Here is a 13418-nt window from a genome sequence, read left to right on the forward strand (position 1 = left end):
GTTTTGAAACTGCCTCAAGGAACTGATTTATTTTTTAACCGCCAACAACTCCTGCTGAGATTTAGAATCCTGAGATGTAATGCAATTTACCTGGGCGTTTAAAACCCCCCCGGCTTCCACCACAAAATCTTTGCAGACTACTTTACCCGAACAGTTTCCGGTAGAAAGGATAATCAATTCCTTTGAAGCCCTGATCTCTCCCTCGAACGTGCCGCCAATGGTCATACTGGAAGCTTTTGTATCGGCAAAGACCTTCCCTTCCTCGGCAATAATTACGGTTTCCCCGATAAGCGTCCCCTTGACAACCCCTTTGATCACCAGCTTACCTTTGCTGGAAATCGTGCCGTCAACCGTCAACTCTCTGTCAATGATGGAAAAGTCTTTGGATTTATTTTTCATTATGCGTCTCCTGCGAACAATTTAAAGTAACTGAACCGAGGAATATCTTATCACGCTCAATTTCCAGGCGATAACGACATGATGCTTTGTCTGCCTCGCTGTTTGCTATGTTGTTTATCGCCATAGGCTTGCCAATATCTACAGGCCGCCTAACAAAGCCGGAACCGGCAATAAAGGCCTTCACGCCTGCATTCCGAACAACATTAGTATTTATATCAAACAGCTTCCAAGGTTTATCGGCATCCACCAAAACCGTGTCACCGGGAGTCAAACCACGCAGTTCGCCGTTTTCCGTCCCTAAAACTATATATTTCAAAACCGGGTCTTCGAGATCAAAGAATAGTTTTCCAATGATATCACCATTATTTTCGACGATCATTTGATAATACTTCCCTCTTTTCTCCAGAGAATAGCTTTTCCACAAATCTCGGCTGGTATTGATGACATATCCCCGGTCCTCGCCGGTGTTATTGTCAGGATCTCCCACATACCCCTTGAGATTAACAATCAAATCAGAAGTATCGCCAATATAGTTAATTACATCCACAATTTCAAATTTGTCACCTTTTACGAGTTTGACGTGCTCTTCATTTTCAAAGATACGTTCTTCGCCGTTAATTATGACCTTGTATAAAAGCATGCCCGAGCCTGACTTTTGTTGATCTGATACGGCAACATCAACTGCTATCTTCTTCCCGCCGCCCCTCATTTTTATATTGATGCGGCCGCATGCATAGTAATCTTTGCGCACAATAATTTTTGTTGGTCCTGTGATCCGGATTTTCTTAAAGATATCGCTTACGGTTCCGTAACCGACAATATCGGCAGTCAGTCCGCGCTTATAATTGGACTCAATATGAGATATCATAATCGTATCACCGGCGTTGATCGACAGTGACTGCCGGTTCTTGACTACCACGGGCAAAGAATCGTTGATCGAAACGACCAGATAGTTGAGTGCCGGACGCTCAAGGTTAATTCCCGGTGTTTCGGGTACAATCCCCAAGTAGTCCATAAAGGCATTGATGGCAAGATTATGATGGCGAATCTTTTGCTCCAGGGGAAGAGCTTTGCTGCTTTCAATTCCAAAAGCCGGAATGCCATATGTATATAAAGCATAATATGTGGCGGATTTTCGTTGTTCTTTATGCAGGGAGGCAATTTCTTTTGTTTGGTGGTTATTGAAATGAAAATGGTTGCGGGGATTTTTTATATTTTTATTGATCTCCTGACTGACAAACCTTGCCATGTCGCCCAGCCGGATCGTTTTTCCGGTTTTAGGATCCACATAAATATCGACGTCTGCAATAATCGACTGACCGTACCTTTTCGGGTTTCTGTTGGGCCCTTCCCACTTTTCGGAATAAAAACCGGAACCATCATGCAAATTAAGCAGGAAATCACTCTCACTGATCAGCTTTTTTAGAATTGCAACAATTTTGGTTTCATAGTTGCTTTTGGGATCTTCGGCGAATTTTCGATTCATATCTTCATTTATCTTGCGGCGCTTGGCCACTATGGATCGAAAGTTGGCTCTGGGTACGACAATAAGATTCCCTTGCGCCAGGCTGATATCGGCATAATGATCAACGGAAAGGTATCCCCCCTGCTCATCTCCCTGGATCCCGCCGATAAGCAGCAGTGTTTTGCCGGGTTCTTTACCGTAGATTCTATATACGTTAAGTTCATAATCCGTACCTTCAAAAAAAGCGGTGTGTATCCTTTTCTGGGCACGGACAGAACCCGGCAGCATAAAAACAAGTACAATCACAAAAATAATTATTCCGGCTTTGACGTGCACAACAAATCCGGCTCGGTTGACAGTTGGAAACACTATTTTATCCTTCCTTCGGTTCAGGATTCTCTTTCTGAACTCTTATGTGGAATTCACTCTCCAACAACAGCTTTTCATCTGCGGTATAAATAAATATCGTCATATATTGAAAACGATTCAGGTCACCCGAGTATTTGTGCTGAAATTTCATGGTTTTAAAACGGGAAATTGAAAAATATTGCCCCCTGCGTATCTGGGAAGGCTTGCCTGATACCAAAGAGACAGACGGAATTGTAAACCATTGTTTCCGGTCATCCCTATCATGTTTTAATATCACAAAGGCATGCCCTGAAATCGTTTCGGTGTTCTGATCGATTTTTCTGAGTTTAAACGTTACCTTCAAGTTATCGTTTTCTAATGTATCCAAAACTATCAATTCTTCAATGCGGACGATTGGTGGTTCTGCATCCGGCATGCTTGGTTCGGAAATATCCGGTTCATCCTCTTGAACTGCTGCAATTAAAACCTCTTTTTCAGCCGGTATTTCTTTTACGGTTTCAACAACTTTTTTAATATCCGGCACTGGGGGTTTAATAGCGGCAGAAGCGTTTTTATCTTTAGACCGGTCCGTCTTTTTTTCAATTGTTTTTTCTTCGGTCTCGATCCGGCCGGCTTTAATCTTCGATTCAGCCAAGACCATACGAACCATAAGGAGTTCCTTTTCATCCTGCATAGTCTTTACCTTCTGTCGTGAAACTCCCAAAGCTTTTATCAGGATCCTATTTTCTTCAGCTTTGCTGTTGTACATAAAATAAAGACCAACCGCTAAGGCAAACACAATGAAAACCGTAAAAGTGAGTGTAATCGCCAATCCTTTAAAGCGCTTGACTGAAATTACTTTTCCACGATCTTCTACGAACAAAAGGGTCCAGTGGCTGGCCCTCTTTTTTGGTTTCGGTACGGCAATTCCGTTTAACTCTTTTACCCGGTTTCCCGAAAGACGTTTCATAGGCTGCATTCTCTTATCTGTATATCTAACATATCACTGTATTAAGTTCAACAATCGTAACTTCTCAATAACCTCGGGTAAAAAGGGCTTCGGCGCGGCAGAGCCGCTTCATATAAAATCGCTTTAGCGATTTTATTTGGACAATGTCAAGTGAACAGCATCTCCTTTTGCGGCCCCTAAATAGCGCTGGGCACTACCGCAATTCACGGCGATCTCCAGATATCCGTAGCTGCCGATTATGGCCAGAGGGCTCTGGGGACTTGCACTTTCATAATTTAAAGACAATCCCTCTATTTTACTCTGTCCGATCGCGACTTGAAGCCTTTTGTTTTTGCCGGCATTTACAAAAGCCGCCAGACAATCTGAATCAATATTTGTAATACAGTTACCAAAACGGTCTATGGAGACTATCGCTCCGACGAGTTCATCTCTTTTGCCAACATACGGCTTGGGAATTCTTATGAGGACCAGGTCTTTTTTAGCAATCGGCGTTCCCAACCGTTCTAGATCGACCCCCAGGGAGATATGTGCCGCGACCGGAGCAAAAATATCCCGGCCGTGAAAAGTCTGGCTGACCGTTTTCAAAAAATAGTCCGAATTTTCGACCCGAACGATTGCATCAATATCCCCTTCATCGACTATCAATGTCAATATCCCGTTATCCGGCGCAAGGAATGTCTGTCCCATCATCTTAAGAGCAACTATTGCGCGCCGGCTCCCGACACCGGGATCCACGACAATGACATGCACGCTTTCTGCCGGAAAATAACGATAAGAGGATTTAATGATTAAGGCCGCCTGGCTCAGGTCATGGGGATCAACGTGATGGGTAATATCAGTAATCACGGCATCCGGGTTTACTGACAGGATAACGCCCTTCATGAGACCCACATATGTGTCTTTAAGGCCAAAATCCGTTAAGAGTGTAATTATCGACATGGTTCAGTGAAACATTTTTTGCTGAATACTATGCCCCAAGTGACGATACGCTGTATCCGATGCCTTTCTACCTGAAGATGTTCTTGTGACCATTCCGATTTTCAAAAGATAGGGTTCAACCACATCTACCAGCGTATCAGTCTCTTCCTGAAGGGTGGCAGCGATAGCTTCAATGCCAACCGGACCGCCTTTATAAAACTTGATAATTGTTTGCAGGTAGCTACGGTCAAACTTCGTGAGCCCTTTTTCATCAACCCCTTCCAGGGACAATGCTTCTGTAACTGTTTTTTTGATAATGACTCCGTCCGCCCGCACCTGGGCATAATCCCGCACCCGTTTGAGAAGCCTGTTTACTATCCTGGGCGTTCCTCGGGATCGCTTTGAAAGCTCGACGGCGCCTTCATCATCTATCTCAACGTTAAGCAACATCGCCGAACGTCTGATGATTTTGACCAGTTCTTCTTCACTGTAAAAATCAAGGTTCCTGAAAATGCCGAATCGATCCCGCAGGGGCGCCGACAAGAGCCCTACCCGGGTAGTCGCCCCGGCAAGCGTAAATCGATTCAGGCGGTATTTGTGACTGCGGGCATACATCCCCTTATCAAAGACAAAATCAACGGCAAAATCCTCCATGGCAGGATAAAGAAACTCTTCCACCGACTTTGGGAGGCGGTGGACCTCGTCGATAAAAAGAATATCTCCATCTTCAAGATGCGTAAGGATGCCGATCAGATCTCCGCCCTTTTCAAGGGCAGGTCCGGAAGTTGACGTAAGATTTCCTCCCATTTCATTGGCAATAATATGCGCCAGGGTTGTTTTCCCCAGACCTGGCGGTCCGTGCAAAAGAATGTGGTCCATCGGCTCCTGGCGCTGCTTGGCCGCCTCAATAGCAATTTTAAGGGTTTCCACCACCTCAGACTGGCCGACATAGTCTGCGAGTTTTTCAGGTCGCAGGGACTGAATTGCCGCTTCCCGGTCGTCCGGCAGGCCTGCCCCGGCCAGTACACCTTGCTTATTAAAAGAATCTGATAGGATATCGTCGGTCATATTACTGATCAGTCCTTGATTTCTCGCTCCGATATACTTCTTCAAAGAGTTCTTCAGAAGTAGTAATCGCACTGTTGCGTTGCATGGCTGCGGCAATCATCCGCGTGGCATCACTGGCTCTATGGCCCAACTGAACAACAAGGACATCCATGACCTGTTGGGCAACATCCTCCTCTACCAATATCTTTACTTTCTCCGCTTTGCGGATTAATGCAAACTTGTCCATTTTACCTTCAAGGGTGGCTATTATTTTGCGAGCAGTCCGTTCACCAATTCCTTTTAATTGCTTTAGCTTTTGTACATCTTTGGCCTCTATGGCCCTGGCAATCTCGCGCACAGAAATATCCAGGGCCTTAACCGCCTTCATGGCGCCAATGGCTTCTACCGAAATAAAATGTTGAAAGAATTCTCTCTCGACTTCAAGATTAAAACCGATCAGTAGCGGCTTGGGTTGGCGCTCGGTCTGCTGATGAAAAATATAAAGGGATATCTTTTCGCCAATAGATTTTGTTCGAAAGGTCTCCATTACAAAGGCGGGCAGTAAAACCTCATATCCAACCTGGTTGGCCAGCAGGAGTATCTTTTCTCCCTCCTTTTTCAACAATGTGCCTTCAAGGTAACCGATCATTATCTTTTTTTAAAACGAAACAGGCCCAAAAGCGCTAAACCCATCGCATCGGAAGCATGGTAAGGCCGAATAGGTGTTTGCAGTTTTAATAAATGCCGCACAGCCTTTTCAAGCTGCTTTTTACTGGCATTGCCGTTGCCCGTCAATATCTGTTTGGCCTCGCGTACGGGGACTTCGGCAACTGGTACGTCAGCCTTACACCCGGCCAGCAGAACAACACCGTTAACTTTCCCTAAGGTAATGCCTGCCTTTGGAAATTTTATAACGGAAAAAACATCTTCAACTACCATAAGATCTGGCTGTGCATCTTCCAAAACCCGCATTAGTCTCGAATAAATTTTTTCAAGACGATGTGGTAAAGATATATTTCTCGGAGTATTAATACTGCCGAAGGAAAAGTCATCTATCTTAAGCCCGCTGCCCCGGACGATTCCAAAACCAGTAGCAGCCAGCCCTGGATCTATTCCGATAACCGTTACCATTCAAGGCTTTAACCTTTTTAATTTTTGTTTTGCGATTTTAGCTTCATTCGATTTTGGATACTTTTTTACCAGTTCCGTTAAAATCAGACGGGTGTTGGCTTTGTCGCCCAGGCTGGCAAAGGCAAAACCCTGCTTGAGAAGAGAGGCCGGAACTTTATTTCCTTTTGGATATTTTTCTATGACTTTCTGGTATTCTAAAATGGCTTTTTCATACCACTTTTCACGGTAATAGGTTTCACCAAGCCAAAATTGAGCATTATCAGCCTGCGGTGATTTCGGATAACGTTTTAGCAATTGCCCAAATCCTTCCCGGGCTGTTTCAAAATCATTTTGAGCAAAAGCCTGTCTTGCCGACTTGTAGATTTTGTCTGCTGAAAGTTCTTTTTTAGAAGGAATATCGGATTTTGTATAGGGCTCTTTTTCAAGTTTTAACTCTGATTCTGTTGTTTCAAGATTGAGGTACTGTTCTATATGTAGAATTCGATCCTTAGTTGAACTTATCATCTGCTCAATTCTATCAAGTTGTTTTTTTTGCTTGCCTTTTGAACCTTTAAAAGCCTTAATTTTCTGCTTGAGCAGATATTCCGTTTCTTCCAGCTGTCCCCTTAAGACGCGAATCTCTCCTCTGAGCTGACCGATCAATACATTTTGGCCGGCAGCTCGTTCTCTTAAATCCTGCCCGTTTTTAATGTATTCATCAAGACGCGATTCAGACTGCCGGCTCCGTTGTTCTGTCGCAGCGCTACGCTCCTCGATCACAGACAGGCGATTGTCAAGGATTAGAACATCCTGCTGTCCGGCACACCCTAACAGCATTATCATCCCTAATAAACCAATAACAATGGTTTGAAGTGTACATCGATTCATTGTATTTATTTTTCCATTCGCCAGGTTTAAAACCTTCGCCTTTTAGGCGAAAAGCTTTAGCATCATAATGATTTGCGGTTAAGGTTCAAGGTTCAGAGGTTCAGAGGTTCAGCCTGCGACGAGCTCAGCCGAGTCGGGTTCAAAGGTTTAAGGGTTAACGCAGAATCCGAAACCAGAGCGCAGAACCTGTAACGCAGAACCTAGAACGAATAACCCAGAACGCAGAACCCAGAACGGTGAACCTAATTCGTCCAAGTACCTTTCGACTGACTTTCAGTTGGAACAGAAATCTACCTGTTTTAGCAGGTAGTGGTTTAAATTGTCGGTGTTTTACCAAAAAACAGCCCGCCGTAAAAGGCGGGCTCATGCCTTACATCAGGCAAGCGGCATCCCGTCTGCCGCTTGCCAATTTTCACTATCTTTATAAGCCATTAAGAAAATTGAAGCTTCCTGCAGTCCCGCTTTAGCAGGATTCGACTGCAAGTAATATCAGCAATTCTTTGACTCACTCACGATTGTGTTCAGCCGGGATATTCTATTCAAGCGTTAAATGCGCCCGCCTGTTCTTGGCCCAGGCTTCTTCGTTGGAACCATACTCTGCGGGACGTTCTTCGCCGTAACTGATAGTGTTCAGCCGCGACCCGTAAATGCCAAGATCCATCAAATAGGACTTGGCGCTGTTGGCTCGCCGGTCACCCAGGGCAAGGTTGTATTCGCTGGTCCCGCGCTCATCACAATGTCCCTCAATAGTCACTTGAACATTTGGATTCTTCTGCATCCATGCCGCCTTCCATCTCAAAATTTCCTGTGCCTCCGGAAGTAGATCGGATCTGTCAAATTCAAAGTGAATGTCTTCATTCAAGAACCTTTCTTGGGCAGCCGCCAGCTTGCGTCTTGCTTCTTCCTGCAAACTTTCTTCTTCCATTCTACGCTGCCTTTCCGTCTGTTCAGCCTCGCGGGCCTTGATGCGCGCCTCTTCCTCTGCCTGTTGTTGTAAGACAGTTTCATCCTTGACAGTCTTTTTTGCACATGAAACCGTAAACAGCAATCCGGGGATTACAAATAACAGGGCCAGAATTATCCACATCTTTTTTCGCATTTTTCCCTCCTTTTAAAAATATAGTACCTTATTTATTTATAAGACTTGGTGACCATTTTGGTTCTGTCTGCTTACCCGGCAATGTAAGTAGCCTGCGGTGGTCAGTTCCATAAGCAGTCATAACATAAATTTTTGAGGGCCCTTCACGAGTCGAGCTGAAGGCAATCAGGCTTCCGTCCGGGGACCACGTCGGCGACTCGCTGTTCCCTTCATCGCTTGTCAATTGAATCGGATCATTGCCGTCAATGCCTATTACCCAAATATTGCCCCGACCCTTGTCAATGGACGAATATGCTATCTTGTCCCCTTGGGGGGACCAGCTTGGCTGCGTATTGTAATGCCCTATAAATGTAAGCCTTTCAGTCCGACCGGATTCTATATTTTTGATATAAATCTGGGGCGTACCTGACCTTTTGGATACAAAGGCCATTTTTTTGCCATCAGGGGACCAGGTCGGTGAAACATCAATTCCCCAAGTATATGTTAATCTTTTAATAATTTTCCCGGTTCCGGTCAACAGATAAATTTCCGGGTCGCCCGAAAATGAAAGGGTCGCCGCCAATTCAAATTTGCCCGGAACCCAGCTAGGAGTTGTATTAATCCCTTTTTTGGCAACAACAGCGCCGCGCTTTTCTTTCAAGTTTTTAATATAAAGATCCGGGTTGCCGTTGATATATGAGGTGTAAGCGAGCCATTTTCCGTCCGACGACCAAGCCGGCGAAATAGTGATACTCTTTGTGTCTGTTACTTGTCTGGGATTATAACCGTCAAAATCGGAAATGTAAACTTCCTTATTCCCCGAACCGGTGGAAATAAATGCGATTTCGCTGTTAAAAAACCCTCTGTTACCGGTTAAAAAAAATATCACTTCACTACAAAAGCGGCGTACCATTTTACGCTGATCATTAAGCCATCCCTTGTATCTTTTGCCCACCAACAGCTTTTCTTTAAAAGTGTCGTACAGTCTAAGCTCCATTTCAACCAGATTATCAATAACCAGAATTTGGCCGGTGATCAAAAGCTCTGCGCCGATACCGGTCCAGTTATGGAAGTTAACTACTGAAGAGACCGATTCGGATTGCGGGTCAACAAAAAAGGCTTCACGGTCAAGCATCTTAAAATAGCCGGTAAATTCCAAAGTATCGGAGAGTAAATCAGATGCCGGTCGTGCTGCCTGTGCTGCAGTTTTGTCAGGCGACATGTTCTTGAATAAAGGCACAGCAATTGGAATCTTTCTCAAAAAAGGATTGGTAATATCAATATAATCATACTCTGCTCGGCATACTGCCGGAGCAATAATAATGGACACGATTGTGATCAAAAAAATGGTTTTAAGGCGTAATACGGTTATCACCTACTTTACTCCCTTGGGCGTAAATCTCAAGCCGACTATTACAGACGGCCTTGCAACCCCCGGTGGATGCGGACGTACCGGATTCGATTTGAGGACAGCCTTTTTGGCTGACTCGTCCAAATAGCGGTCCCCGGACCTTTTATCAAACCAGATATCCCTGATTTCACCGCTGGGCATAATTTTAAAAGCCAGTTTAACTTCAAGATCGCTGCGGCCACCGGCCAACTGCTCAACAAAGGCCCAGTTTTTTTGAATCTGGTAGGCTACTTCAATCCGGTAAATATCAAGCAGTTCCAATGCCCGCTTTCTACCGGATTCGCCAACGCCCGGCCGAGCCGGACCCTTTAGGGCTTTGTTCTTTTGTTTATCAAGCTCTTCGATCTTACCGACTTTATCCCGCAGGCGATCAATCGCTTGGGTAATCTGAGCGGGCCTGGCTTCCTCAACTTTCTTTTCGAGCCTTGTTATGGCACGCTTAATCATCTTCGAAGACTTGAAGGTCTCTTTTTTGAGAGACTTTTTGATTTTTTTCTTTGGCGCCGCAGAAACAGCTTTGGGCGGCTCCTGGTAAACTTCTGAAGCGGTTTTAGGCAAATTTTTGGGAACATTTAACTTTTTTTGGGTTTGAACCGGCAACTGCCGGCCCGGCGCCGGTCTCTTTTCCTGGGCGGGCAATGTAACCATGCTGACATTTATCACTGAAAGCGTAGGCATTCTCTCCATTTTAAAGCCGGGGGTAAAAATCAACATCCCGAAAAAAACGACATGGAATATGCTTGAAAGTGTAAAAAATATCAAGAATGGACGGGATTTATTCCCGATTCCTTGAGACCAAAATACTTGAGAATGCATTTTTACTTCGTGCCTTTATCCTCTTGCTCGAGCGGCTCGGTTACCATGCCCAGTTTTTCAACTCCGGCCCCTTTTATCTCGGACATAACAAAGACCACAACACCATATGAAATATCTTTATCCGCCCGCAGAAAAACTTCCCGATCCTCACGGCCTTCAAAAATTTTTATCAATTTCTCCCGAAGAAAATCAAGCTCAACCTGATAGTCGTTGATGTATACCTGATTCTGCTTATTGATTGTAATGATCAGATGCTCTTTCCGGGGAATAAGCTGCTCAGAATTTGTTTCCGGCAAAACAACGTCTACTCCCTGCATCATCATTGGCGCCGTAACCATAAAAATAACCAGCAGTACCAGCATGACATCTACAAACGGTGTTACATTGATATCGGACATAAGACGGTCACTGCTGCTCTCAATCGCCATTAATCACCACCCTTTCCATTCAAGATGTCTCGTTCAATAATATTTAAAAAATCTGCTGAAAAATTTTGCAATTCAACCTCGAACGTCCTTATTTTATGTATAAAATGATTAAAGGCGATCACCGCCGGTATTGCAGCTGCCAACCCGGCGGCAGTTGCAATAAGCGCTTCGGAAATGCCGGGAGCCACCACGGCAAGGCTGGCGGAACCCTTCAGCCCGATACCATGAAAAGAGTTCATTATACCCCATACGGTCCCGAATAAACCGATAAAAGGTGTTGTATTGCCGGTTGTTGCCAGGAAAGGAACCATCTGGGTCATCTGAGTTGTTTCCTCATTTGTTGCCCGGCGCAAGGCTCGCTTTATATTATCAGTCCCGGCAAATCTTGAACTTAAAGAGGGATTTGCCGCTTCGGATGATTGCGGCGGTTGCGATGTGGCCAAATGGCCGGATGGACTTAACTTTTTAAGTTCTATATATCCAACGCGAAAAACCCTGGCAATGGGACTGCCTCGAAGCTGCTTGGCTTTCGCAAAAGCATCGGAGAGATCCCTGCTTTTCCAGAAAAAATCCGTAAAAATTGCTGATTCTTTATATGCCCGTTTTATATACTGATATTTCATGATCATAATCGCCCATGACGTGATGGAAAAAAAGAGCAGCAGTATCAGTACAAACTTAACCATCAACCCGGCGTTCATAACAATGTTGATTAAATCCATGTCTACAGAGAACATAATAACTCCGGTTTTTCATAACACCTGCGTGCCTAAAACATACTTCAATAACAGGTAGTTTTAAATATAAAAGCGTATATGAACCCGGATAGAGTGTCAAGGAATTTGGTTGCTCTTGACATTGCTTGTAATTATTGTTTTGTTTGATAACCAGCCTGTCAATAGGCATAAAAACAGATCCGGAATATCGGTTAAAAATGACAGGCGGAAAGGGGGAATGTATGAGAAACATCGCCAACCTTCTGTTTAAAGCCAAAATTTTAAAGGATATCCCCAGATCGGGCTATCATTTTCTGGGCGTGGGGAAGGAATCTGTAGCTGAACATTCATTTGGCACGGTCTTTATTGCCTATGTCATGTCTCAGCTGGAGCCTGATGTCGATGCCCTGAGACTGATAAGTATGTGCCTGGTGCATGATCTTCCCGAGGCCAAAACCGGCGACCTGAACTATGTCCAAAAAAAATACGTAACCGTCCACGAAAAAAAAGCCGTGGCTGATATAACCCGCAGCCTTCCGTTTGGGTCTGATCTCGCCGATCTTATCCATGAATTTAATGAAGGCCGGTCTCTGGAAGCCAAGCTTGCGCGAGATGCGGATCAACTCGCTTTTATTTTGGAGTTGAAGGCCCTGGCGGACATCGGCTACAATCCGCCAAATAAATGGCTCCCTTTTGCGTTAAAACGTCTGGAAACAAAAATCGGTAAAGATCTGGCGCAAAGCATAATGGAAACGGCCTGGGATGCCTGGTGGTTCGAAAATCACGTTGATAGACCCGACAAGAATAACTAAATTTTATACTTGCACTCGTCTGGTAGCAAAAAGTAATCTAAATATCGGAGGAAAAGATGAATTGGCTGATAAACACTCTGGGGACTTCCATCGGAAAAAAGCTGATGATGGCCATAACCGGTCTGTGTTTCTGCTGCTTTCTGGTTTTACATCTTGCCGGCAATCTAATGCTTTACGGCGGAAAAGATCTTTTTAACGCTTACGCTGCGCACCTGAATTCATTGGGTCCCCTTCTCACCGTATTTGAATGGATCTTGTTGACCCTGGCAATCATCCATGTATTGACAGGTGCAACACTCTTTTATCAAAATTATAGATCAAGGCCGGTCGGATATGCCGTCAACAAAAGAGCCGGAGGCCGCAGCCTGGGGTCGGCAACCATACCTTATACCGGTTTTGCCCTGTTAGCATTTATCATTTTTCACCTGATAAATTTTCGTTTTACGGATAAAACCAACACGACCATCTATCAAATTGTCGCCAGCGCATTTACAGACCCGGTCTATGTTTTCATATATGTGGCCGCCATGATCGTTGCGGCAATTCATGTCAGCCATGGATTGTGGAGCGCTTTTCAGACCATCGGGGCCAATCATCCCAAATACATGCCCATTATCACGGCAGCTAGCATCATCTTCAGCTTGATTGTCGGGATCGGCTTTGGGTTTATCCCCATATATTTTACGTTTATTTCTTAAAGTACAGACCTCATAATTTATTATTTAAAAATAACTATAAGAATTTAAAATGACATGGATTTACATGAAAATTGGACATCAGATCGGTCTGGGTTATAAGGTTCAGCCTGCGACGAGCTCAGCCGAGTCGGGTTCCCGGTTCAAGGTTAAGCGCTTAGCGCTTTTTCCCTTAACCATTGATTCCATAGGGGTAATTAAATGAGGGGATCAACCTCTGAACCTTTGAACGTTGAACCTTTGAACCCAATTCTTTGATTAGAAGTGGCGCGTTTTGTCCAAAATATTGCACTATAATATGCTATAACTTACGAGGT

The 13418-nt window shown here is 44.5% G+C and carries 15 protein-coding genes; 2 read left to right on the plus strand and 13 right to left on the minus strand.

Annotated elements, in window-relative coordinates; translation table 11 throughout:
* Window positions 1-27: 27 nt before the first annotated feature.
* The 13 genes from V3S16_RS14160 to tolQ form a co-directional block, all read right to left on the minus strand.
* Entirely contained in the window at window positions 28-399 is a 372-nt protein-coding gene (locus tag V3S16_RS14160; protein ID WP_413886037.1) for a bactofilin family protein, read from the minus strand.
* Window positions 389-2233, minus strand: coding sequence for a M14/M99 family metallopeptidase (locus V3S16_RS14165; protein WP_413886039.1), 1845 nt, complete (start codon window positions 2231-2233; stop codon window positions 389-391). Before V3S16_RS14165 ends, V3S16_RS14160 begins: the two co-directional genes overlap by 11 nt.
* Before the next feature lie 4 nt (window positions 2234-2237).
* Window positions 2238-3182 carry a hypothetical protein gene (locus tag V3S16_RS14170; protein WP_413886041.1) on the minus strand — a complete coding sequence of 315 codons (945 nt, stop codon included), beginning with the start codon at window positions 3180-3182 and terminating at the stop codon, window positions 2238-2240.
* Between the two features lie 132 nt (window positions 3183-3314).
* Window positions 3315-4121: an S-adenosyl-l-methionine hydroxide adenosyltransferase family protein gene (locus V3S16_RS14175; protein WP_413886043.1), complete on the minus strand. Its 807-nt coding sequence runs from the start codon at window positions 4119-4121 to the stop codon at window positions 3315-3317.
* Window positions 4122-4124: 3 nt separating this feature from the next.
* The gene (ruvB, locus tag V3S16_RS14180) at window positions 4125-5168 is read right to left on the minus strand and encodes a Holliday junction branch migration DNA helicase RuvB (RefSeq protein ID WP_413886045.1); all 1044 of its coding nucleotides are present in this window, start codon (window positions 5166-5168) and stop codon (window positions 4125-4127) included.
* 1 nt (window position 5169) lies between these two features.
* Window positions 5170-5796 (minus strand): Holliday junction branch migration protein RuvA, encoded by a 627-nt coding sequence (ruvA, locus tag V3S16_RS14185; protein ID WP_413886047.1) that lies wholly within the window; start codon window positions 5794-5796, stop codon window positions 5170-5172.
* Window positions 5796-6278, minus strand: coding sequence for a crossover junction endodeoxyribonuclease RuvC (locus V3S16_RS14190; protein ID WP_413886048.1), 483 nt, complete (start codon window positions 6276-6278; stop codon window positions 5796-5798). The genes ruvA and V3S16_RS14190 overlap by 1 nt, the downstream gene beginning before the upstream one ends.
* Entirely contained in the window at window positions 6279-6920 is a 642-nt protein-coding gene (gene ybgF, locus V3S16_RS14195) for a tol-pal system protein YbgF (protein ID WP_413886050.1), read from the minus strand. It lies immediately after the preceding gene.
* A 760-nt stretch (window positions 6921-7680) separates the two neighbouring features.
* Window positions 7681-8244 (minus strand): peptidoglycan-associated lipoprotein Pal, encoded by a 564-nt coding sequence (pal, locus tag V3S16_RS14200; protein ID WP_413886052.1) that lies wholly within the window; start codon window positions 8242-8244, stop codon window positions 7681-7683.
* A 28-nt stretch (window positions 8245-8272) separates the two neighbouring features.
* Window positions 8273-9598 carry a Tol-Pal system beta propeller repeat protein TolB gene (gene tolB / locus V3S16_RS14205; protein WP_413886054.1) on the minus strand — a complete coding sequence of 442 codons (1326 nt, stop codon included), beginning with the start codon at window positions 9596-9598 and terminating at the stop codon, window positions 8273-8275.
* Window positions 9599-10312, minus strand: coding sequence for an energy transducer TonB (locus V3S16_RS14210; protein ID WP_413886056.1), 714 nt, complete (start codon window positions 10310-10312; stop codon window positions 9599-9601).
* Between the two features lie 140 nt (window positions 10313-10452).
* Entirely contained in the window at window positions 10453-10878 is a 426-nt protein-coding gene (tolR, locus tag V3S16_RS14215; protein WP_413886058.1) for a protein TolR, read from the minus strand.
* Window positions 10878-11615, minus strand: coding sequence for a protein TolQ (gene tolQ, locus V3S16_RS14220; protein ID WP_413886060.1), 738 nt, complete (start codon window positions 11613-11615; stop codon window positions 10878-10880). The genes tolR and tolQ overlap by 1 nt, the downstream gene beginning before the upstream one ends.
* Window positions 11616-11836: 221 nt before the next feature.
* Here tolQ and V3S16_RS14225 point away from each other — a divergent pair, with 221 nt between their 5' ends.
* On the plus strand, window positions 11837-12406 hold the full coding sequence (locus tag V3S16_RS14225) for an HD domain-containing protein (protein ID WP_413886062.1): 570 nt from the start codon (window positions 11837-11839) through the stop codon (window positions 12404-12406).
* Window positions 12407-12462: 56 nt separating this feature from the next.
* A complete protein-coding gene (locus V3S16_RS14230; RefSeq protein WP_413886064.1) occupies window positions 12463-13104 on the plus strand; it encodes a succinate dehydrogenase cytochrome b subunit in 642 nt (213 codons plus the stop codon).
* Window positions 13105-13418: the final 314 nt, after the last annotated feature.

Origin of the sequence: Candidatus Desulfatibia sp. (assembly GCF_036446775.1) — a bacterium.
In the GTDB taxonomy this organism is placed as follows: Bacteria; Desulfobacterota; Desulfobacteria; order Desulfobacterales; family UBA11574; genus Desulfatibia_A.